Annotated in this window: 23 protein-coding genes; 9 read left to right on the top strand and 14 right to left on the bottom strand. The window is 74.9% G+C overall.

What is annotated here, in order from left to right; all coding sequences use genetic code 11:
• Positions 1-46 precede the first annotated feature (46 nt).
• Positions 47-775 (top strand): DUF2470 domain-containing protein, encoded by a 729-nt coding sequence (locus ACIRPP_RS09360; RefSeq protein ID WP_403639406.1) that lies wholly within the window; start codon positions 47-49, stop codon positions 773-775.
• Between the two features lie 250 nt (positions 776-1,025).
• On the opposite strand, the gene ACIRPP_RS09355 is transcribed toward ACIRPP_RS09360, so the two are convergent.
• The 3 genes from ACIRPP_RS09355 to ACIRPP_RS09345 all read right to left on the bottom strand — a co-directional run bounded on the left by ACIRPP_RS09355 (position 1,026) and on the right by ACIRPP_RS09345 (position 3,958).
• Positions 1,026-2,087, bottom strand: a complete 1,062-nt coding sequence (locus ACIRPP_RS09355) for a hypothetical protein (RefSeq protein ID WP_403639405.1) — start codon at positions 2,085-2,087, stop codon at positions 1,026-1,028.
• A gap of 54 nt (positions 2,088-2,141) precedes the next feature.
• On the bottom strand, positions 2,142-3,377 hold the full coding sequence (locus ACIRPP_RS09350) for an aromatic acid exporter family protein (RefSeq protein ID WP_403639403.1): 1,236 nt from the start codon (positions 3,375-3,377) through the stop codon (positions 2,142-2,144).
• A gap of 86 nt (positions 3,378-3,463) precedes the next feature.
• Complete coding sequence (locus ACIRPP_RS09345) at positions 3,464-3,958, bottom strand: FBP domain-containing protein (protein ID WP_403639401.1); 495 nt, start codon at positions 3,956-3,958, stop codon at positions 3,464-3,466.
• A gap of 253 nt (positions 3,959-4,211) precedes the next feature.
• Here ACIRPP_RS09345 and ACIRPP_RS09340 point away from each other — a divergent pair, with 253 nt between their 5' ends.
• On the top strand, positions 4,212-5,501 hold the full coding sequence (locus ACIRPP_RS09340) for an ROK family protein (RefSeq protein WP_403639399.1): 1,290 nt from the start codon (positions 4,212-4,214) through the stop codon (positions 5,499-5,501).
• 93 nt (positions 5,502-5,594) lie between these two features.
• Positions 5,595-5,969 (top strand): hypothetical protein, encoded by a 375-nt coding sequence (locus tag ACIRPP_RS09335; RefSeq protein WP_403639397.1) that lies wholly within the window; start codon positions 5,595-5,597, stop codon positions 5,967-5,969.
• Positions 5,970-6,070: 101 nt separating this feature from the next.
• Here ACIRPP_RS09335 and ACIRPP_RS09330 read toward each other — a convergent pair whose 3' ends face one another.
• The 4 genes from ACIRPP_RS09330 to ACIRPP_RS09315 form a co-directional block, all read right to left on the bottom strand.
• Positions 6,071-7,102, bottom strand: coding sequence for an SDR family oxidoreductase (locus ACIRPP_RS09330; protein ID WP_403639395.1), 1,032 nt, complete (start codon positions 7,100-7,102; stop codon positions 6,071-6,073).
• 293 nt (positions 7,103-7,395) lie between these two features.
• Complete coding sequence (locus tag ACIRPP_RS09325) at positions 7,396-8,628, bottom strand: aromatic acid exporter family protein (RefSeq protein WP_403639393.1); 1,233 nt, start codon at positions 8,626-8,628, stop codon at positions 7,396-7,398.
• 30 nt (positions 8,629-8,658) lie between these two features.
• Positions 8,659-9,315 carry an HAD family hydrolase gene (locus ACIRPP_RS09320; protein ID WP_403639391.1) on the bottom strand — a complete coding sequence of 219 codons (657 nt, stop codon included), beginning with the start codon at positions 9,313-9,315 and terminating at the stop codon, positions 8,659-8,661.
• A 40-nt stretch (positions 9,316-9,355) separates the two neighbouring features.
• Positions 9,356-10,399: a PHP domain-containing protein gene (locus ACIRPP_RS09315; protein WP_403639389.1), complete on the bottom strand. Its 1,044-nt coding sequence runs from the start codon at positions 10,397-10,399 to the stop codon at positions 9,356-9,358.
• Positions 10,400-10,522: 123 nt separating this feature from the next.
• Here ACIRPP_RS09315 and ACIRPP_RS09310 point away from each other — a divergent pair, with 123 nt between their 5' ends.
• Together ACIRPP_RS09310 and ACIRPP_RS09305 are read left to right on the top strand one after the other, a co-directional pair.
• Entirely contained in the window at positions 10,523-11,332 is an 810-nt protein-coding gene (locus tag ACIRPP_RS09310) for an SDR family oxidoreductase (protein WP_403639387.1), read from the top strand.
• Positions 11,333-11,454: 122 nt separating this feature from the next.
• On the top strand, positions 11,455-11,697 hold the full coding sequence (locus tag ACIRPP_RS09305) for a hypothetical protein (RefSeq protein WP_164347362.1): 243 nt from the start codon (positions 11,455-11,457) through the stop codon (positions 11,695-11,697).
• A gap of 28 nt (positions 11,698-11,725) precedes the next feature.
• Here ACIRPP_RS09305 and ACIRPP_RS09300 read toward each other — a convergent pair whose 3' ends face one another.
• The 3 genes from ACIRPP_RS09300 to ACIRPP_RS09290 all read right to left on the bottom strand — a co-directional run bounded on the left by ACIRPP_RS09300 (position 11,726) and on the right by ACIRPP_RS09290 (position 13,608).
• Entirely contained in the window at positions 11,726-12,283 is a 558-nt protein-coding gene (locus ACIRPP_RS09300) for a VanZ family protein (protein WP_403639385.1), read from the bottom strand.
• Between the two features lie 113 nt (positions 12,284-12,396).
• On the bottom strand, positions 12,397-13,059 hold the full coding sequence (locus ACIRPP_RS09295) for a DUF4230 domain-containing protein (protein ID WP_192232164.1): 663 nt from the start codon (positions 13,057-13,059) through the stop codon (positions 12,397-12,399).
• 168 nt (positions 13,060-13,227) lie between these two features.
• Entirely contained in the window at positions 13,228-13,608 is a 381-nt protein-coding gene (locus tag ACIRPP_RS09290) for an anti-sigma factor antagonist (protein WP_403639383.1), read from the bottom strand.
• Positions 13,609-13,842: 234 nt separating this feature from the next.
• On the opposite strand from ACIRPP_RS09290, the gene ACIRPP_RS09285 reads away from it, so the two are divergent.
• On the top strand, positions 13,843-14,235 hold the full coding sequence (locus ACIRPP_RS09285) for a VOC family protein (RefSeq protein ID WP_403639381.1): 393 nt from the start codon (positions 13,843-13,845) through the stop codon (positions 14,233-14,235).
• Positions 14,236-14,350: 115 nt separating this feature from the next.
• Here the strand turns inward: ACIRPP_RS09285 and ACIRPP_RS09280 are convergent, their stop codons facing one another.
• Entirely contained in the window at positions 14,351-14,623 is a 273-nt protein-coding gene (locus ACIRPP_RS09280; protein ID WP_403640077.1) for a DUF4235 domain-containing protein, read from the bottom strand.
• 117 nt (positions 14,624-14,740) lie between these two features.
• Positions 14,741-15,766, bottom strand: coding sequence for a glutathione S-transferase family protein (locus ACIRPP_RS09275; protein WP_403639379.1), 1,026 nt, complete (start codon positions 15,764-15,766; stop codon positions 14,741-14,743).
• Positions 15,767-15,903: 137 nt separating this feature from the next.
• On the opposite strand from ACIRPP_RS09275, the gene ACIRPP_RS09270 reads away from it, so the two are divergent.
• Positions 15,904-16,869 (top strand): cation diffusion facilitator family transporter, encoded by a 966-nt coding sequence (locus tag ACIRPP_RS09270; protein WP_403639377.1) that lies wholly within the window; start codon positions 15,904-15,906, stop codon positions 16,867-16,869.
• A 190-nt stretch (positions 16,870-17,059) separates the two neighbouring features.
• On the opposite strand, the gene ACIRPP_RS09265 is transcribed toward ACIRPP_RS09270, so the two are convergent.
• A complete protein-coding gene (locus tag ACIRPP_RS09265; RefSeq protein WP_403639376.1) occupies positions 17,060-17,509 on the bottom strand; it encodes a nitroreductase family deazaflavin-dependent oxidoreductase in 450 nt (149 codons plus the stop codon).
• Between the two features lie 165 nt (positions 17,510-17,674).
• Entirely contained in the window at positions 17,675-18,313 is a 639-nt protein-coding gene (locus tag ACIRPP_RS09260) for a LysE family transporter (RefSeq protein WP_403639374.1), read from the bottom strand.
• 271 nt (positions 18,314-18,584) lie between these two features.
• On the opposite strand from ACIRPP_RS09260, the gene ACIRPP_RS09255 reads away from it, so the two are divergent.
• Together ACIRPP_RS09255 and ACIRPP_RS09250 are read left to right on the top strand one after the other, a co-directional pair.
• Entirely contained in the window at positions 18,585-19,145 is a 561-nt protein-coding gene (locus ACIRPP_RS09255; protein ID WP_403639372.1) for a flavoprotein, read from the top strand.
• A 316-nt stretch (positions 19,146-19,461) separates the two neighbouring features.
• Entirely contained in the window at positions 19,462-21,429 is a 1,968-nt protein-coding gene (locus ACIRPP_RS09250) for a ricin-type beta-trefoil lectin domain protein (RefSeq protein WP_403639370.1), read from the top strand.
• The last annotated feature ends 27 nt before the right edge of the window (positions 21,430-21,456 follow it).

Genomic DNA, 21,456 nt, shown 5'->3' with positions numbered 1-21,456 from the left:
ATCTTGGGTAAGTTAGGCAAGGCTTACCTAAGAGGAGGTTTCGAGGATGGGTGACGACACGCAAGGCTGGACGGCCGCTCCCGGCGCGGCCCAGCGGGCCCGCTCGGTGCTCGCCGCCGCGTGGTCCTGCACGGTGACCGCGGAGGCCGCCCGGGAGGAGTTCGTCGGCGCGCACAGCGTGACCCACGACGGACGGGTGCTGCTGCGGGCGCCCGAGGACGGTGTCCTGCTCGCCGCGGCCGTGTGCGCGCCGCGCGGCGAGCCGTCTGCCGTCCTGGAGTTCGCCGACGTGGCGCCCGTCCCGGTCCGCGGCCGGATCCGCGCCCGGCTGTGGCTCGCCGGCCGGTTCTCCGCGGAGGAGGACCGGCTCGCCTTCCAGCCCACCCGCGTCGTCCTGCGGCAGCGCTCCGGGGCCGTCATCGTGGACCCGGAGGAGTTCGCCGACGCCGCCCCCGACCCGCTCGCCACCGCCGAGGCCAGGCTGCTGACCCACCTCGCCGACTGCCATCCCGACGCGGTCGAACGCCTGACCCGGCTGGTCGACCCGGCCAGTCTGCACGGCGCCGTCCGCGTGCAGCCGCTCGCCGTCGACCGGCACGGGCTGACGCTGCGCGTCGAACGGGTGCGCTCGGACGGCGACGTGCGCCTGCCCTTCCACGCCCCGGCCGACGAGGTCGCCGAACTCACCGAACGCATGCACGTCCTGCTCTCCCAGGCAGCCGCGGCCTCCTGCCCCCGCCCCCTCCAACGGCACCGCACCGACCGCGAGGCGTGAGGACGCGGGGCACTCCGGGGCGGGGCCCGGACCGAGACAGCGGGCGCAGTGCCCGCTCCCTTCGCGAGGGCACCGCATCCGACCGCCAGGCGTGAGGATGCGGCGCCCGCGCCCCGAAAGGCGCCCGGACCGAGGAAGCGGGCGCAGGGCCCGAAGCGGGTGCGGTGGCGGCGGGCAGCCCGCGACCCGGAGGCCGCACGCCACCGCGTGGGCTGCCGCACCGCGCACTGCGGAAGCCGCCGCGCCCCGGCTACCAGTCCCCGTCCTGCACCGGTGCCCCCGGGGCGTCGCCCAGCTTGTGCACCTGGTGGTCGGCGGGGGGCTGCCAGGGTTCGTGGTCGTCGCCGAGCCAGTCTCCCACCGGCTTCACGCCCTCCAGGGTGTCCGTCGGGGCCAGGTCCTGGGCGTCGTCGTCGTAGTAGTCGAACCACGGCAGGCCGGCCCGGGTGTAGGCGGCCCGGTCCACCGGGGACGGCGGCGGTGCCTCGCCGGTGATGCGCCGCCACTCCGGAGGTGTCACGAGGTGCACGAAGACCCGGCCCGAGGGCCGCTCGGCCCAGTCCTCCAGGCGCCGCTCGTCCTGGTACACCTCCTGGCGCATCGAGCCGCCGACCCCCAGCCCCATGGCCGCGGCACGGGGACGCGCACTGCGCGGGGCCGCGCCGGGCGCGGCCATCGGCGCGGCCGGAGCCGCCCCCGGGGCGGGCGCGGCCGCCATGGCCCCGCCATAGGCCCCGCCGTACCCCCCGCCGAGCGTCGCCGACCGGCGGCGCTCGGCCTCGCGCCAGCGGGCCAGTTCCGCGTCGTTGAGCGGGAACGACTGCAACTGCACGCCGCCCCAGACCTCCTCGCCGGTGACCTGTCCCTCCACGGTGGCGCCCAGCCCGAGGGGCACCGCGACGAACTGACGGACGGTGCCCTTGCCCGAGTTGATGCCGTCCAGCCAGGGCTGGCGGGGGAGGACCACGTAGTTCTGCGGCTTGCGGCCCAGGCGGTTGCTCCACGGCGCTCCGGAGACCGCGCACACCTTGCCCACCCCGACCTGGAGGGCGGCCGGCTCGCTGGTGCCCGCGAAGCTCAGCCACATCGCCTCCCGCAGGTGGACCGGGAGCATCACCCCGCCGCGGGCCCGCCACTCCTCGGGCACGGAGTCCGCGTGGTCCGCGACCCGCCGCACCGGGAACTCGCCCAGGCCCGGCGGGAGCGGGTGCGTGCCCGTCTCCGGCAGGCGCAGCGTGCGGATGAACCGCACCGCCACACCGCCCGGCAGCCGCAAGGTGTTCCCGTCGATCCGCACGGTGCCGTCGGTCATCCGCACGCCCCCTTCGCCGTCCGTCGGCCCGGGCGTTTGCCCGTGGCCGTTCCATCATGGAGAACGACGGGCACCACCGTCGTGGTTCCGCCGCAGCCGGTCCCTCAGCCGCGCCAGCCGGGGGGCCCGCTCGCGCATCTCGCGGCTGTGCCGGTCCAGTTCCTCCAGCAGCCGGCGCGTACGGTGCTCGGTGTCCATCTCGTCGAGGATGCGGTTCACCTCGGTCAGCACCGCGCCGTGCAACTGCCACTGGCGGGGGTTGCGCTGCACCCCCTCCAGCAGCAGTTCGGCCAGCTTGTCGCGGGTGACGGCGGCCTGACGCAGCTCGGCGGCGAGACGTTCCTCCGCGGACTCGGCGCTGGAACTGACACTGGTCGTCACCAGCACCGCGAAGCTGACCACGGCGTCGGCGATCTCGGACAGCAGCTGCGCCAGCGTGGCGCCGGTCTCCGGCTCGAACAGCGGTTCCGCCTCGCGCTCCTTGGCGAGGTCGGTCAGGGTGCGCGCCAGCACCCGCAGCACCACCGTGCAGATCTCCAGCGTGTCCAGCCCGGTGCGCAGCACCACCCGGTGCAGCAGGCCCTCGCGGACCCGGGGGTTCAGCTTGAGGCTGTCCTCCGCCTGCCGCAGCGCCGCGTCCACCTCGATGATGTCGTGGTCCAGGCGGCGGGCCTCGTGCAGCCGGGCCACCGCCCGGTCCACCGGCGTGCGGCCGGCGGCCTCCTCGCCGATGCGCAGCATCAGCTGCCGCACCTGCCGCGCCAGTCCCACGACGGAGTCCCCGGCCTCCTCCACCCAGACGGGCGGGGCCAGCAGGAGGTTGAAGGCCATGCCGACGACCGCGCCGATGAGTGTCTCCACGATCCGCGCCCAGGCCGTGTCGCCGTGGTGCGTCACGCCGAGCACCAGCATCGCGCTGATCGCCACCTCGGGCACGAACTCGTTGACCCGGACCAGATGCCCCACCAGCAGCGACGCCAGGATCAGCAGGCCCAGGCTCCACCAGGTCAGACCCACCAGCAGACTGAAGAGGATCGCGACGACCACACCGGCCACCACGGCGTTCACCCGGCGCACACCCGTGGTGAGGGTGGAGAACAGGGTCACCTGCACCACGAGCAGCGCGGTCAGCGGCGCGGTGAGCGGCGCGGCCTCCGGACTCAGCCGTACGGCGATGACGTAGGCGACGGTCGCGGCGGCCGTCGAGCGCAACGTCTGCACGGCCACCGGATCCCGGCGCCGCTTGACGAACTGCACGGCGGGCGCCGCCAAATCACGTACCTCTCGCATCCTCGGACGGTTCCCCCTACCCACCGGCCTCGAACGTTTCCGCCGGTGACGGCAGCCGGGCGGGGGACGGAGCCGGGGCGTCCGGCTCAGGCGCGCAGCGTGTCCAGGAAGGCGTGCAGACGGTCCCTGGTGCGGGCGATCTGCTCCTCCAGGGTGAGGCTCTCCTCGAACCGTCCCCCGGACTCCGGCACCTTCAGGCCCCGCAGGTACAGCGAGCAGGCCAGGTCGGTGCACATGTAGGCGCCCACCGAGTTGCCCTCGCGGCCGGCCGCGCCCGCCTTGCGGGCGGTCATCAGGGACACCCCGCCGCGGGGGTGGGTGGTCAGGCACAGCGAGCACATGCTGCGGTGCAGGAATCCGCGCTGCGCCGGCTGGAAGCGCAGCGCCACCCCGACCAGCCGGCCGTCCCGTTCGGTGACGAGATGGCTGCGGTCGGGCGCCCCGGGGTCCCGCCAGCCCAGGAAGTCGAGGTCCGCCCAGGGCCGTTCGCCCAGGTCCCTGGGCACCGCCAGACGCTTGGCCTCGCCCTTGGAGCAGTTGATGAACGAGGTGCGGATGTCCTGCTCGGTGAGCGGTCTCATGGGTCCTTCTCCGTGATCGCGGGACCTGAGATCTCCAGGCCCCGCGCCAGCGTAAGGAGCGGGCGAAGGGGCCGCGAACCGTTTTTCCTGCGTGGGTCGGGGGCGCAGCCGGAACACTCCGCTGGTTGGTTCACGGCGTGAGACAAGCAGCCGCAGGGCGTCGCGCTGCGTCACACCGTGACGGTATGTTGCAGGTCGGACGGGGGCGGTCCCGGGCGGGCCCCGGAGCCGCCGGGCTGTGGGAGGGAACCGTATGGCGGGGCGGAGCGGACGCACGGTGCGGGACCTCAGGCGGGCCAACCGCACGGCCGTGCTCCAGCGGCTGTACTTCGACGGCCCCCTCAGCCGCTTCGAACTCGGCCCGGCGACCGGGCTCAGCTCCGGCTCGGTGAGCAACGTGGTGGCCGACCTGGTCGCCGACGGCCTGGTCGAGGAGGCGGGCAGCGTCGGCTCCGACGGCGGCCGGCCCCGCACCCTGCTGCGGGTGGCGCCGCTCAGCGGACACCTGATCGGCGTGGACGTGGGGGAGACCCGCGTCCGCGTGGAACTGTTCGACCTCGCCCTGACCGAGGTGGCCCGCGCCGAGCGCCCGCTGGAGCAGCAGCGCTACGACGTCGAGGTCGTCGTCGACCACATCCGCACCGGCATCGCCGACGTGCTCGACGCGTCAGGCCTGGCCCCCGCACGCCTGCTCGGCGTCGGCATCGGCGTCCCCGGCATCGTCGAGCACACCCCGGACCGGGGGGCCGTCGTGCACGGCCAGACCATCGGCTGGGACGCGATCGCCCTCGAGTCCCTGCTGCGCGCCGGGGCTCTGCTGCCGGACACCGTCCCCTGCTTCATCGACAACGGCGCCAGGACCCTCGGACAGGCCGAGATGTGGTTCGGGGCCGGGCGGGGCGCCCGCAGCGCCCTCGTGGTCCTCTTCGGCTCCGGGGTCGGCGCCTGTCTCGCCACCCCCGAGGTGGAGCACGGCCGGGCCGTCGAGTGGGGGCACCTGACGGTACGCGTCCGGGGCCGCCGCTGCCGCTGCGGCGCGCTCGGCTGCCTGGAGGCGTACGCCGGCGCCGGGTCGCTGATCGCCCGGTGGCGCGAGGAGGGCGGCCGGGTGCCCGGGGACACCGACGAGGAGACCGCGCTCGCCGCGATGCTCGCCGCCGCCCACCCGCCCGACGGCGGCACGGCCGACCCGGTCGCGCTGGCGGTGCTGGAGGAGACCGCCGAGTACCTGGGCGCCGGGCTGTCCGACCTGATCAACCTGTTCCAGCCCGAGCGCATCCTCATCGGCGGCTGGGCCGGGCTCCGGCTCGGCCCCCGCTTCCTGCCGGCCGTCCGCCGGCACGCCTTGTCGTACGCGCTGCGCCACCCCGCCCAGAAGGTGACGATCGAGCTGGGGCGACTCGGCCCGGACGCGGTCACCGTCGGTGCCGCGATCCTGCCGCTCGCGGACTTCTTCGCCCGCGGCGGACGCCGTCCCGAACCGGACGCCGGTCCCTGTCCGCCCGCCTGGCAGGCGGCGCTGCGCGAGCGGGCCACGCGCTGAGGTTTCGCAGGTCGGAGCGGAGGTACTCGAACGGGCGCTCGTCCGCGTACGGACCGTGTACGCACCGACGACCCCGTACGGAGGGAGAGCCCTGTGACCGACCACCGCCTCGAAGGACCGGGTGAGAACGGCGCGGCCGTCCCGCGCGATCTGCCCGACCAGCAGGCCGGCGCGGGCGAGGACCCCTGGGAGGTCGCACCCGGCGCCGCACAGCAGGCCGCCGACGACGAGCGCACCGACAGCGAGCGGGGAGCCGGGGAGCGGGACGCCCGCACGCACAGCGCCGACGGCGGGGCGGAGGGCGAGGCTTCCGGGGGCGGCGACGCCGACGGCGCGGACGGGACGGACACCGACGGCCCTGACACCGACGTCCCCGACACCGACGAGGCCGGGACGGGCCGCCGGGGTGCTCCGCACGCCGGTTCCCCGAACCCGGAGCACCCGGTGCCGGAGGAGCCCTCCGGCTGATCGGCCCGCCGCGTCCCGGCTGATCGGCCCTCCGGCTGATCGGCCCGCCGCGTCCCGGCTGACCGGCCCGCCGCGTCCCGGCTGGCCGGCCGGCCGCACCGTCAGCCGGCCTTGCGCCCCCGCATCGGCACGGTCGGCGCGCCCGCGCCCTGCCGCATGCCCTCCAGGAACTCCTCCAGAACCTCGGTGGCCTCGCGGGTCGGCCGCCAGCCCAGCTCGGTGCGGGCGCGGGCGCAGTCCATCAGGGGCAGCCGCAGCACGGCGTCGAACAGATGCGGTGAGGCGGGCAGCAGATGCAGTCCCCAGGCGGCGGCGATCGCCGAGCGGGCCGCGGTCCGCGGCAGCCGGACCCGGCGGGTGCCCAGCATCTCGCCGAGCAGCTCCGCGTCGACCGGCGGCTCCGCGGCCAGGTTGAACGCGCCGCGGGCCTCGGCGGACAGCAGCGCCAGCCGGTAGGCGTCGGCCGCGTCGTCGGTGTGCAGCAGCTGCACGCGCAGCCCCGGGACGTCCGGCAGGAACGGCAGCAGGTCGGGCCGGGCCAGTGGGCCGGGCAGGTAGCGGCCGCCGAAGATGCGCCGCTGCTCGCTCGCCGACGACCGCTGGAACAGGAACGCGGGCCGCATGCGCACCACGCGCGTGTCCGGGTGGTCGCGTTCGAAGGTGTCCAGGGCCCGCTCCAGGTACGCCTTCTCCCGGCAGTACGCGGCGTCCGGCCAGCCGTGGGTGGGCCAGGACTCGTCCACCGCGTGGTCCTTCGGGCCGGGGGAGTAGGCGCCGACGGAGGAGGCGTGCAGCAGCGCGGGCACGCCCGCGGCGGCCACGGCGTCGAACACCCGCATGCTGCCGAGCACGTTGGTCCGCCAGGTCGTCGCCGGATCGTGCGTCGGCTGGAAGGCCCACGCCAGATGGACGACCGCGTCCGCGTCGGCGAACGCCTCGCCGAGCGGGGCCCGCTCGGAGGACAGGTCGACGGCCGTCCACCGCGTCTTCGGCGGTGACCAGTCGGGGATCCGCCGGGCCAGCCCCACGACGGACGCCACCTCCGGTTCCGCCGCGAGGGCCCGCACCACCGCCGTGCCCACGTTGCCGGTGGCGCCCGTGACGACCACCCTCAAGCCCGTTGCGCTGCTCACCTGTGTACTCCCTCCGGCTGCGGTTCACGCGGACCGGCCGAGTACCCGGGCGGGGAAAGGACGAAGCCCCGACCGCGACGGGGGAATCACGGTCGGGGCGGCTTCGAGGGGGCGCGGAGGGCGGTCGCCTCTCGGCGAGTGGCTCCACAGGGCTTCAGCCGAACGATCGTCCCTGTGGGCGAATGGTGAGGCCCGGGGACACTGTCCCCTCCGCACCCACGTCCGGTTCAACGGTGAACCACTCGCCGGTGTTCCGCCGAATGTCTCCCTTTGGGGTGATGTGTATCACTCTCTCACTCTCCGGGGCCCGTGTCATCGGCCCGCACCCCCGGAACGAGTTCCGCCCACAGGTTCTCGGCCTGGAGCACCAGGGTGCCCAGGACCGCCGTGCGCGCGGGACCCTGCCCGGCGTCCTCGTGCAGCGCCCGCTGCAGCCGCTCGTACAGCTCCCGCATCCGCGCCTGGGTGTGCTCGTCCGGTTCCGCCTCCGCCGGCGCCCCGGCCTCCTCCAGCCGGCCGGCCTCGGAGAGGCAGTGGTCACCGATCAGTTCCAGCAGCTCCCCGTACCGGCACAGCACGGTGTGGTCCGGCGCGGCGGGCGTCCGGTTCTCGTCGGCGGCCACGGCCAGGGTCCGGGTCAGCGCCGTCACGTGCCCGGTGACCCGGCCGAACCGCTCGTCCTCCTGCTCCGGCGGCAGGGCCACCGTCGGCGCCCGGTACAGGGTGCGCAGCAGTCCCGAGGTCAGCCGCAGGCTCTCCCTGCTCCAGCCGCGCGCCGAGTCGAGCGCGTCCAGGCGGCGCTGCAGCCGGGCCGTGGCGGCCAGCCAGTCCGCCGCGGTCTGGCCGTCCCACTCGCCCTGGCGCAGATCCGCGGCCAGCGTGTGCAGCAGCTCACCCGTGTCCCGCACGAGCGCGGCCAGGTTCTCCCGCACGTCCCGCAGGTGGACCGGCGGCAGCACCAGCGCGTTCACCGCGACGCCGATCGCCGCGCCGAGCGCCGCCTGCCCCAGCCGGTGCCCCACGGCGGTCGCGCTCACCGTGCCGGTCGCGATGGTGAACACCGCCGTGGTGGCCGCGTAGATGCCCTGATCACCGAAGCGCGGCCAGTTGGACAGCAGCACAAGGACCGGGATCGACAGGGCGAGCGCGCCCGTGGTGTCCCCGGTGATCGCCTGCGCCCCCGACGCCACCAGGGCGCCCACACAGATCGCGGCGAACTGCCGTCCCGCCTGGAGCAGCGAGCTGTACACGGTCGCCTGCACCAGCACCAGCGCCACCCACGGAGCCATCAGCGCCATCGGGTCGCCGAGCCAGACGCGTGCCACCAGCCACGCCAGCAGGGCCGCCCCGGCCGCCTTCAGCGACTGGACGACCAGGTCCCGTTCCCGCCCCGGCCCCCGCCAGGCGGCCCGCGCCGCCTGCCACACCGCCAGCGCCTCCCGCTGAACGGCGTCACCCGCCCGGCGCACCCGCCCCGGCCCTCCGGCGCTGCTCACCGGCGCCCCCGTCTCCTGCGTGCTCGTCATGTGCGTGCGGGTATCCCGGCGGGCCGGGGATCACGCGAAGGGGCCGCCCGGCAGCGACGCCAGGAGGCCGGCCGGGTCGTCGTACACCGCTTCCGCACCCGCCTCCTCCAGGTCGGCGCGCGGGATGCCGCCGCACAGCACCGCGACCCCGCGCACCCCGGCCCGGCTCGCCGCCCGCATGTCCCACACGGTGTCGCCGACGAACACCGCCCGCTCGGCCGGCACCCCGGCGAGCTCCAGCGCGTGCTCGACCGGCTCCGGCGCCGGCTTGCCCTCCGACACGTCGTCGGCGCTCGCGGTGGCGGTGATCGCCTCGTCCGCGTCGATGGCCCGGCGCAGCGCCCCGAGTTCCGCGCCGCCCGCCGACGTGGCCAGCACCACCCGCCAGCCGTCCGCGTGCAGCCGCTCCAGCAGCCGGCCCGCGTCCGGCAGCGCGGGCAGCCGGTCGAAGAACTGCCCGTACAGCGCCTTGTGCGCGGCACTGAGCGCGTCGTCCCGGTCCGGGTCCCGGTCGTCGCCCAGCACGTGCGCGACGAGGTCGGCGGAGGGCAGACCCACCGCCCGGTGCAGGGTGTGCATCGGCACCTGGTGCCCCGCCTGCCGCAGGGCCTCCCACCAGGCCGTGACATGCAGGTGGTTGGTGTCCACCAGGGTGCCGTCGACGTCGAACACCGCGGCCCGTTCCATACGCGCTCCTCTCCTGCCGGCGGCCGGACCGGGTACCACCTCAGGCGTCCGTCACTCCGGACGGCACCTTCCGCTCCCGGGTCCAGGCCAGCAGATCCTCCAGTGACCAGGTCGTCACCACCCGTTCGGCGGGGACCCCGCACTCCTCCGCGCGGGCACAGCCGAGGATCTGCCAGTCCAGCTGGCCGGGCGCGTGCGCGTCGGTGTCGACCGAGAACAGCGTGCCCGCCGCCACGGCCCGGCGCAGCAGCCGGCGCGGCGGGTCGAGCCGCTCGGGCCGGCTGTTGATCTCCACGGCCGTGCCGGTCTCGGCGCAGGCCGCGAACACCTCGTCCGCGTCGAACTCCGACTCCGGCCGCCCCCGCCCGGACAGCAGCCGGCCGGTGCAGTGGCCGAGCACGTCGGCGTGCGGATTGCGCACGGCGGTCACCATGCGGCGGGTCATCGCCCGCGCCTCCATCCGCAGTTTGGAGTGCACCGACACCACGACCACGTCGAGCCGCTCCAGCAGTTCCGGCTCCTGGTCGAGGGAGCCGTCCTCGAGGATGTCGCACTCGATGCCGGTGAGCAGGCGGAACGGCGCCCAGGTCGAGTTGAGCCGCTCCACCACGTCCAGTTGCTCCCGCAGCCGCTCCGGGGACAGGCCGCGCGCCACGGTCAGCCGCGGCGAGTGGTCGGTGAGGGCCGCCCACTCGTGGCCCAGCGCGGCGGCCGTGCGGCCCATCTCCTCGATGGGGCTGCCGCCGTCCGACCAGTCGGAGTGCAGATGGCAGTCCCCGCGCAGCAGTGCGCGCAGCCGCCGGCCCTGCTCCCCCGTGGGCCCGGGCCCGGGCGCCTCGTCCTCGAGCGCGCGCAGGTAGCCGGGCACCTCGCCGTCCAGCGCCTCCCGCGCCACCCGGGCGGTCTTCGGGCCCACCCCCTTGAGGGACTCCAGCGACCCGGCCGCAGCACGCTCCCGCACCTCGTCCGGGCCCAGCTCCGCGAGCACCCGGGCGGCGGTGCGGAAGGCCCGCACGCGGTACGTCGGCGCCAGGGACCTCTCGAGCAGGAACGCGATCCGCTCCAGTGCCTCGACGGGATCCATCGCCACCTCCTCGCTCCAGGGTTCCCCAGGGCGCCCCGGGCCGCACGGCGGACCGGCGGTTTGTCCGGTACCCGGCCGGGTACTGCGATGCGTCGTTCCGGTCGTGCAGCCGAGGAGGCCACCGTGTCCGCACCCCCCGCCCCGCACCGCCGGGCCGCCGTGATCACCGGCGCCGACTCCGGCATCGGCCGGGCCACCGCCGTACGGCTGGCCGCGTCCGGGCTGGACATCGGCATCACCTGGCACACCGACCGGCGGGGCGCCGAGGAGACGGCCGAGGAGGTACGCGCCCACGGCCGGCGGGCCGAGACGGCCCCGATGGACCTGACCCGGCTGCCCGCCGCCGCGGACGCCGTCGACGACCTCGCCGCCCGCCTGGGCCGGATCGACGTGCTGGTCAACAACGCCGGGACGGGCACCATGACGCCGTTCCTGGACCTGGACCTGGACACGGTCCGCGGTGTGCTCGACGTCGATCTGGTCGGCCCGTTCCTGTGCGGGCAGAAGGCGGCGCGGCACATGATCCGGCAGGGCGACGGCGGGCGGGTCGTCAACATCACCTCCGTCCACGAGCACCAGCCCCGGGTCGGCGCGGCACCGTACTGCGCGGCCAAGGGCGGCCTCGGACTCCTCACCCAGGTGATGGCGCTGGAGCTGGCCGAGCACGGCATCACCGTGAACGCGGTCGCCCCCGGCGAGATCGCCACCCCGATGACCGGCCAGGAGGACACCGACCCGCACACCGAGAGGCGGCCCGGCATCCCCCTCGGCCGCCCCGGTGACGCGCGTGAGGTCGCCGCGGTCGTCGCCTTCCTCGCCGGACCGGACGCCTCCTACGTCACCGGCGCCTCCTGGAGCGTGGACGGCGGCATGCTGCGGATGGGGCCGCAGGCGGGGTCGCACCTGACGGGCGACGACTGGCGGCGCCCCTGAGCCGGCGGGGACGCGGGGAACGCCGCGGCAGCCGCGGCACGGCCCCCGGGACGGTCCCGCACAGGGCAGCCGACGGGTCACGCGGACCCGCGTTCCCGGGCTTTGGGCTCTACCCTCGGAGCATGACCGAAAGTGCGAGCCCGTACATCTCCCATCCGCGGATCATGGTGCTCGGAGTGCAGCCCGGCACCCCACCCTTCCGGATCATGGAGATCGACGGAGAGGTGATCGGTGAGGCGAGAACCGTCACCGATGTGCTTCAGGCGGCGGCGGCCTTCGGGATCACGGTCCACGACCTGGACGACCCGGACGTGATCCGCTGGGTGGGCGGCGACAAGTTCACCTGGACGGTGCGCGGGGGATGACACCGGGCCGCCCCGCGGCGACGCCCCGTCACGCCTTCCCGGCGGGCGCGCGCCGAGCGTGCACCGCGCGGCCCAGCCTGCGCCCCAGCAGCAGGTAGCCGAGCAGGGCGCCCGAGGTGTTGAGGATGACGTCGTCGATGTCGAAGGCCCGGCCGGTGACCAGGGCGCCCTGGGCGAACTCCACCAGCAGCATCACCACGGCCGTCAGCAGCAGCACCCGCAGGAACGTCCGGGACCGCGGCGCCACGACCGGCACCAGCACCCCGAACGGCACGCCCAGCAGGATGTTGCCGCCGATCTGACGGACGGCGTCGCGCAGCGCGGGCTGGTCCAGATAGGCGCGCAGGGAGCGCCCCGGGTGCAGGTTGGTGTGGATGAGCGCCTCCGAGGCGGGGGACGGCTGGAGCGTCAGCCGGGCCAGCACCACCGCGAAGACGACCATGACCGTGAAGGCGCACAGCATCGCCAGCAGACGCACCGGCCAGGGCAGCGGGCGCGCCCCCTTCCCGCCGTCGTCGGTGCCGTGCCCGGCCGGCGCCGGGCGCCGCCGCGACCCGGCACGCACGCGTGGAGCGACACGGGCCATGAGGTCCTCCAAGTCGTCAACCTGCCTGTGGATAAGCCCGGTTACCCGCGCCCCGGCGGTCCACGCCGGCGGCCGGTACGGAACCGGTCACCCGGCGGGCGCCGGGCGCGGGGTCACCTGCCGTACGTCACGCGCACCTTCTCGAACCCCAGGGAGCGCAGCAGTCCTTCGAGCATGTCGGTGGTGTTCGTCTCGGCGCGGGCGGTCAGCCCGCTCTCCTTCGCCGCGGTGCCGATGTGCCGCACCGCCAGCTTCTGCACGGCCTGTTCGCTGTTGGGGTTGTCCGAGAACAGGTCACCGAGCCGGTCCAGCAGCCCCCGCTGCTTGGACACGGCGTAGGAACGCTCCGGGTCCAGGGCGGGGGTGCCCAGGCGGGCGTGCGGCAGCCGCAGCGTGGCGGACGTCCGCTCCTCGTTCACCCGTACGTCGTCCGGGCCGAGCGCGCCCAGGTCGACGTAGGCGTCGACGGTGCCCGCGCCCACGTAGAGCGTGCGGCTGCCGCGGACCGCGTCGGGCAGGAACTTGGCGTCCTTCTCCAGGTCCACCACGACCTGGAAGTTGCCGGAGGCGGCGTCGTAGCGGCTGATGTCCTGGATGGACTCCAGCAGCGCGGGGCCGGACCGGTCCCGGGTCTCGGTGCCGAACAGGTCCTTGAGCCCCGGCAGCAGGCTCAGCCGGAGTCCGGCGAAGAGTACGGCGAGGAGCAGGACGACGGCCCCCAGCACCTTGGCCCAGGCCGGGACCCGCCGGTGGAGGCGTCCGATCGGAGTCGTCATGGTGACGGCCCTCCTTCCTCCTGTCCGCATGCCCCTCATGTGCCGTGGCAGACAAGCGCGTTGAGGGCCTGGCGGACCGGCGGGAGCACGAGGGGGCGCATGGGCCGGGCGCCGGTACGGGGCCGGTGCGCGGGCGGGGCGGGGAACCTCAGGAGCAGGCAGCGGCCGTCACAGCGGGCCGGTCGTGGTCTCCGGCCGTTCCAGGGCGGCGTCCAGGGTGGGACGCGGCGGCAGCAGGCGGGACAGTCCGGTGATCCGCAGCATGCGCAGGGTCAGCGGGTGCGCGCAGACCAGCCGCAGGTCCCCCTGCCCGTCCAGCACACGGCGCCGGGCCCGGTACAACAGGCGCAGCCCGGAGCAGTCGAAGAACTCCACCCGGGTCAGGTCGATCACGACCCGGGTGTGCGGGGCCGTCGTCTCCGCGTCGAGGTGGGGGAGGATCTCGGCGGCCGCGGCGATGTCGATCTCCCCGCGGAACTCCAGCACCGTGTGTCCCCGGTCCTGGTGGACGCGTAAGTGCCGGGTCAGCCGTGCCGGTTCCTGCCGCACTGTGCCATCGCCTCCAGCCTGGTCCGGGCGGCTGCCGCCCCAACGTCCGTCCCACTCCGCAACCTAACCCCGAGCGAGCGAATTTGAGCATGTTCGATTGACATATGTCTTCGAATTGCGACCGACTTCACCGGAGTTGGCCGTCGTGTCGACTGAAACCGCCCGCCCGGGACAGGTGTCCCGTACCGGCCGGGGCAGGACCGCTCCGTGCCGCCGGACCCTCCCGGAGGAGACATGGCACTGGTGAACGCGGGCGTGGTGGTGCTCGACTGCGCCGAGCCCGAGAAACTGGCCGAATTCTACAAGGAGTTGCTTCAGGCGGAGGAGGTCGACGCGAACGCCAACCGGGTCGAGGTGCGGGCCTCCGACGGCTTCCGGCTGGCCCTGCGCCGCGACGTCAACGCGACCGCCCCGAGCTGGCCGCGCCCGGAGAACTCCCTCCAGGCGCACCTGGAGTTCGTGGTCGACGACCTCGACGCCGTGGAGCGCCGGATCGTGAGCCTCGGCGGCCGGCCGATGGAGGCCGGTGCCCCCTCGGGCCCGCTGGAGGAACGGGGTTACGCCGACCCCGCCGGTCACTCCTTCACCCTGCGCCGCGGCGCGCCCACGGCCCCCAAGCAGGGCTGAGCCCTCCGTCCCCGTCCCGGGACCGTCGTGCCCGCCGGGGAGGGCGCACCGCCGAGGGGCCGCCGGAGTCCGGCTCCGACGGCCCCTCGGGCGGCAGTAGGGTCCCCGCCGCGGGTCAGTCGCGGCCGCCCTTGTCCGGAGCCGGCCACGAGCCCGTGGAGCGTTCGATGGCCTTGGCGCCCGCACGGTCCACCGCGCTGCGGACCACCGCGAAGATGGCGCCCTGGATGGCGGCGGCCAGCAGGATCTCGCCCCAGCGGCGGTCCCGGTCCAGGGCGTCCGGCGCGTTGTCCTCGTGCCGGATCAGTTTCCAGGTCTTCTGGAAGGCGAGCCCCGCCACGGTGCCGCTCGTCCAGCCCAGGGCGAAGCCGATCGGCTTGTACGCCATGGGCAGTTTCTTCTTGCTCTTCTTCTTCGCCACGTCGCTCTCCTGCGTCGGTCTCGTCGGGTCCGGGCGGGTCGGCCCGGACCACGGGTCGTGAGTCGTTCCGCGTGTGGGGTGGGGTCAGGGGAGGCCCCGGGCGGGCACCTCCTCGTCCGCGGGCACCGGCCCCGGCGGGGTGCCGTCGCCGAACGGCCGTCCGCCCAGCTCCGCACGGTGGTGCGGGGCCAGCCAGCCCCTCGTGTCGGGGCCCACGGGCACGATGCCGGACGGGTTGATCCCGGTGTGCACCTGGTAGTAGTGCCGCTTGATGTGGTCGAAGTCGACGGTGTCCCCGAAGCCGGGCGTCTGGTACAGGTCGCGGGCGTAGGCCCACAGCACCCGGTTCTCCGCGAGCTTGTAGCGGTTGCACTTGAAGTGGCCGTGGTACACCGCGTCGAACCGCACCAGCGTGGTGAACAGCCGGATGTCGGCCTCGGTGAGGGTGTCGCCGACCAGGTACCGCTGCCGCTCCAGCCGCTGGGCGAGCTGCTCCAGACGGCGGAACACGTCCGCGTACGCGGTCTCGTACTCCTGCTGCCCGGTGGCGAAGCCCGCGCGGTACACCCCGTTGTTGACGTCGCGGAAGACGCCGTCCATGACCTCGTCGATCTCGTCCCGCCGGTCCGCCGGATACAGATCGGGCGCCCCCTCGCGGTGCAGCGCCGTCCACTCGGTCGCGAGGTCGAGGGTGATCTGCTGGTAGTCGTTGGTGACCAGCTGCCCGCTGGGCACGTCCACGACCGCCGGCACGCTCACCCCGCCGGGGTAGTCCGACTCCCGCCGGTCGTAGGCCTCGCTCAGGTACCGGATGCCGAGCACCGGGTCCCGGCCGTCCGGGTCCAGGGTGAAACGCCAGCTGCGGTCGTCCTGGACCGGGTCGGTCACCGCCAGCGACAGTGCGTCCTCCAGCCCGAGCAGCCGCCGGGACACCAGCGCCCGGCTCGCCCACGGGCAGGCGCGGCTGACCACGAGCCGGTAGCGGCCCGCCTCCACCGGCCAGCCGTCGCGGCCGTCGGCGGTGATCCGGTCCGCGAAGTGCGCCTTCGACCGCTTGAACGCCTTCCTGCCGTAGGCGCTGTTGCCGTCGCCCGGGTCGTCGCGGCTCATGTGCCTCCTCCTCGCCGTCGGGGATGCCGGAATGGATGTCCCTGGGAATGCCGGAATGCATGTCCCCTTCAGACCGCGTTCCCCGTTTTCCGCCGTCGGCACGGTGTGCCGTGGGCCGACCGGGGCAATCGCCCCCCGTGACTACACGATCGGATCGCAGGACCCGCATCACCGTGCTGGTGGCGCTCGCCGCCAACCTGGTGATCGCCGTGGCCAAGGCCGTGGGCGGCGTCGTCGCCGCGTCCCCCGCGCTGCTCTCGGAGGCGGCCCACTCGGTGGCCGACAGCCTCAACGAGGTGTTCCTCCTGGCGGCGCTGCGCCGCAGCAGCAGGCCCCCGGACCGGCGTCACCCGTTCGGCTACGGCAAGGAGCGGTACTTCTGGTCGCTGCTCGCGGCGGTCGGCATCTTCGTGATGGGCGGCTGCTTCTCCTTCTACCAGGGCGTCACCGCCTTCGGCGGCACCGGCGGCGAGGACCACAAGGGGTACGTGGCCGGACTGATCGTCCTCGGCGTGGCCCTGCTGGCCGAGGGCGGCTCGCTGCTGCGGGCCCTGTACCAGGTGCGACGTCAGGGCGGGACGGGCGACGGCCTGCGCGACCCGGCGCTGCGCACGGTCGTCGCCGAGGACGGCACCGCCGTCGTCGGGGTCACCCTCGCCATCGTGGGCATGGCCCTGCACATGGCGACCGGGCAGGTGGTCTGGGAGGCCGGCGCCTCGCTCGCGATCGGCCTGCTGCTGGTCTACGTGGCCTACCGGCTCGGCCGCGAGGCCCGCGACCGGCTCATCGGTGAGGCGGCCGACCCGGAGGCGAGCGAGCGGATCCGGGAACTGCTGCGGGCCCAGCCCGAGATCGACAGCGTGGAGGCGCTGCTGACCATGCAGACGGGTCTCGACAGTGTCCTGGTGGCCGCCAGGGTGGACCTCGTCCCGGGCATGGACAGCGAGCGGGTGGAGGAGGTCGCCGTCCGCATCAAGCGGACCGTCGCTGAGGCGGTCCCGGCGGCGGAGCAGATCTTCCTCGATGTGACCGACCGGGGCGCCCCGGAGGCGCGGGAGGCATGGGAGAGCCCCGCCGCGACGGGGGAGCGCGGCGGGGCCTGAGACTCGGGTGCCCGGTGGCCGGGCGCTTCATGCATACCGCGCCGGTCTTTCCGCGGGGGCGACGCGGGGGCGACGCGGAGGCGAGCGGAGCGGGCCGCGGACGGCCCCCGGGCCGGGGCACAGGGCGAGGTGCCCACCCGTGCCCCGGCCGGCGCGCTCCGGCCGGGGCCGCGCCCGTCAGTCCCGGTCGTCAGTCCCGGTCGTCGGGCTCCAGCACGAACACCGGGATCTCCCGGTCCGTCTTCTGCTGGTACTCGGCGTACGGTGGAAACGCTTCGACGGCGCGCTTCCACCACTCGGCCTTCTCCTCCCCGGTGATCTCACGGGCCGTCATGTCGCGGCGGACCGGGCCGTCCTGGAGCTCCACCCGGGGGTGCGCCTTGATGTTGTGGTACCAGACCGGGTGCTGCGGAGCCCCGCCCAGCGAGGCGACGGCCGCGTAGCGTCCCTCGTGCTCGACCCGCATCACCGGGGTCTTGCGCAGCTTGCCGCTCCGGGCGCCGAGCGTGGTGAGCACGACCACGGGCAGGCCCGTGTCGCGGAGCGTCGTGCCCTTCGTCCCGCCCGAGCTCTCGTACAACTCGACCTGTTCGCGCACCCACTGTGTCGGGCTGGGTTCGTACTCACCCTCGAGAGGCATGACCTTGGTCCCATCATCGTCGTGTCGTCGTGTCGTCGTGTCGTCGTGCGGTGGTGCGGTGGTGCGGTGTCATGCGCAACACCGGTGTCCGCCGCCATCATTCCTCGCCCGACAGTGTCGTCCCGACGGCGTCCCCCCTCGCGCGTCCCCCGCTCCGTCGGCGTGTCAGGTCTGGCCGGGCGAGAACGCCATGCGCAGGGCCAGGACCGTCATCACGGCGCTCGCCACCAGGGCGGTCACCAGGCGCCCCCGGCGTCCGGTGAGCGCCCGGCCCAGCAGGGCACCGCCCCCGGCGAGCAGGAACTGCCAGCTCGCCGACGCCGCGAAGGCTGCCGCCACGAACACGGCGCGCTCCGGCACGCCGGCCGCCGCCCCGCCCTGGGAGCCGAGCACCAGCGCGGCGAAGTAGATCACCGTGGTCGGGTTGAGGAGGGTGATCCCGAGCAGCCCGAGATACGCCGCGGCCGGGCCCGGGGGAGTGGCGCGGGGGCGGCCGGGGGCGCCGTCGTCGCGGTGCCGCCGCACGGCGCCGGCCGCACTCCGCACCGCCAGGGCGAGCAGCACCAGGACACAGACCCACCGCAGCGGTCCCAGCACCGGGCGAAGGGCCGCCGCCAGGGCGGTACCGCCGAGCGTGGCGGCCAGGGCGTAGAACCCGTCGGCGGTGGCGACGCCGAGGGCGGCGCAGACCCCGGTGCGCAGCGACGTGCGGGCCGTCAGGGAGACGAGGTGGGCCGCGACCGCGCCGACGGGCACGGCGATGCCGTAGCCGGCGAGCAGTCCCGCCAGCAGGGCGGCCGTCATGACCGCGGCGGCGTCGGTCCTTCCCCGCGCGCCTGCTGCTGTCGGCCCGTCGGAACGACGGCGACAGCGGGCGGCAGCGGAACGGGAAGCGCGGACATGGCAGGATCCTGCGTCCCGGGGACCGGGCCCGGCAACCGGTTTTCGCCGGACTGCCGGACTGCCGGACTGCCGGACTGCCGGACTGCCGGACTGCCGGACCGCCGGACCGCCGGTCTGCCGTTTGCCGGGCCGCCGGGCGCGTGGGCGTCCGGGCGCCCCTTAGGCTTTCCGGGTGAACGATCAGGGCGAGACGCGCGGACGACCCTTCCTGTACGTCGTGGTCTGCGCCGCGGGCGTCGCGGCGGGCGTCGGTGAGCTCATCACCGCCGCGCGGGGGCGCGGGTGGGAGACCGGCGTGTTCGCGACGCCGACCGCGATGAACGGCTTCTTCGACGCGGACGCGGTCCGGGAGCGCACCGGGCGCCCCATCCGGTCCGCCTGGCGCACTCCCGGCGACCCCCGCCCCTTCCCGGCGCCCGACGCGGTGGTGGTCGCGCCCGCCACCTTCAACACGATCAACAAGTGGGCGGCCGGCATCGCCGACACCCTCGCCCTGGGCACCCTCTGCGAGGCCGCCGGTCTCGGCGTGCCCATCGCCGTGCTGCCCTGCGTGGGCGACGCGCTGGCCGCGCACCCCGCCTACCGGGAGAGCCTGCGCCGGCTCACCGGCATGGGGGTGCGCTTCGGTGAGCCCTCCTCCGGTGAGCCGACGGCGGACGGTCGCCCGGAGTTCGCCTGGGAACGGGCACTGGATCTCCTCGCCTTTCCGGACGCCCGCACCGGGAACGGATGATCCGCGTCAATTCACCACGCGAAAGTCATTGACGTTCCGTCAAAAAGGAAACAGGGCACGGGAAAAGCACGAAGCAGGGGAATCTCTTGTTACCTCCCGGGGCCTGTGCGAAGGTGTGCGGTGCCGACGCGCGGAGCATCCTTTTTCCCTGCGCGCGGGAGGCCGATCCCCTGCGCCGGTCGCGCTCCACAAGAGCACTTACGGGCGCATGTTCGAGACAGTGAACTCTGTGCGAGGTATTTCCGCCGCCTCGTCGGCGGGGTCCCATACCCATTGGTATGGACCGCACCGATCCGTCCCCGAGAGGAATGCAGCCGTGAAGGATGCCGGTGTGTGGAATTCCCCGGCCCCGTCCCGACCGTCCGGCCCGACGGACGAGCAACTGAGCGCCGCGCTCAGGAAATGGACGGGCGGCACACCCGCGGTGCAGCCGGTCGGTGCACTCCTCGACCGGCACTGGGAGGCCGCCTTCGCCTACGCGCGGCTGTGCACGGACGGCCCGGGCCCCGCGGGCATGCTCACCACCGCCGCGTTCACCCGGCTGTTCGGCGAGACCCTGCGCCACCACGGCCCGGCCTTCGCCTGGCGGCCGCATCTCCTCGTCACCGTCCGCCGGATCGCCGCCGAGTGGGACGGCGACCACCGGCGCGGGATGCTCCACCCCGACCTCACGGCGGCCTCCCCCGACGGCCGCCGTCCGGCCGCCCTGCTGCTGCCGCCGCCCGAACGCCGCCTGCTGTCGGGGGCGTTCCAGCGGTTGCCGCAGTCCGCGCGCTGCCTGCTCTGGCACGCCGAGGCCGAGTCCGAACCGCTCGACGTGCCGGCCCTGCTGCTCGGACTCGACGTGGAGGGCGCGGGCGTCGAACGGGAGCGCGCACGCGTGCGGCTGCGCGAGGAATGCCTCCAACTGCACCGCGAACTCGCTCCCGGCACCGAATGCCGGAACTACCAGCGCATGCTGGACGTCACCTTCCGGCGCCCCCACACCGTCCTCGACCCGGACCTCGCCGCCCACCTGGACGGCTGCACCCACTGCCGGCACACCGCGGACCAGCTCGGCCGCTTCACCGACGGGCTCGGCACGGCCCTCGCCGAGGCGGTCCTGGGCTGGGGCGCCCGCGCCTACACCGACAGCCGGGCCCGGGCCGCCGACGGCACCGCCGACCCCGACGCCGAACCGGCGCCCGACCCCGCACGGATGACCGGCACCGTCCCGGCCGTCCCCGGCCCGCCCGGCACCCCCGCCCCCGTGCCGCCCGCACCCGGCACGTCTCCCGGCCCCGCGTCCGCCGCCGGGGCACCCGCCGCCCAGGCCCGCGGCACCCGGCGCCGCACCTCCGCCCGCCCCGATACCGGCCCGGCGGGCGCGGGCGCGGGCTCCCGCGCCGCCCGGAAGGCGGCCCGCCGGGCCGCGCGCCGCCGCCACCTCGCCGCGGGCGCCGTGACCGTCGGCGCCCTGGTCGTGCTCCCGCTCGCGCTGTGGTCCGCGGCCGGATCCGACGACGACGGCGGCCCCGGGCGCGACGCCGCCGCCCGCCCCTCCCCGACGCCCGGCACCGGACGGGACGCGGACGCGGGCGGGCCGTCCTGGACCGGTGCCGACGGCGCCGCCTCCCAGGGCGCCCTGCGCGGCCGGCTGCACAACAGCGCCTCCGGCCTGTGCGTCGCGGTCGTCGGGGGCCGGGCAGCCGAGGACGCCGAGACCGAACTGGCCACCTGCTCCTCGGCCGCCGTGCAGCAGTGGACCTACGAGGGCGACGGACTGCTGCGCAACGTCACCCGGCCCGACCTGTGCCTGGACTCACGCCTCGGCTACGCCGTCCGCCTCGCCCCCTGCACCGACGGGGACGGAGTGCGGGCCCGGGCCATGCGGTACGACTTCACCGTCCGGGGCGCCCTGGTCCCCCGCTCGGACCAGCGCCTGGCCCTCGCCCCCGCCGCCACCGACGGCTCCGGCGCCCTCGTCCTGAAGAACCGCACCGACGACGACCCCCAGCGCTGGGCACTCGACAGCGCCGCGCCCGACCTGCGGATGAAGGCCGTCACCTGGGACACCGAGGCCGCCACCCCGACTCCGCCCGCACCGGAGCCTTCCCCCGCCACCGCCACGCCGTCGAGCCCTCCGGCCCCCACCCCGTCCGCCACCGCGCCCCGGCCCTCCGCGTCCGTCCCCGCGTGCCCCGACGGGCACACGTGCACGGGCGACGGCCGGGACGGCCGGTACGGCTACGGAGACGGCCGCGAGCACCACCACGACCACGGATACGACCGCCGCCGACGCTGAGCGGGCCACCTTGACGGCCCGTACCGG

The sequence above is a fragment of the Streptomyces sp. NPDC101219 genome, assembly GCF_044767675.1.
Taxonomy (GTDB): Bacteria; Actinomycetota; Actinomycetes; order Streptomycetales; family Streptomycetaceae; genus Streptomyces.
Note: the sequence above shows the minus strand (reverse complement) of the source record. Positions and strands in the feature narration are given on the sequence as shown.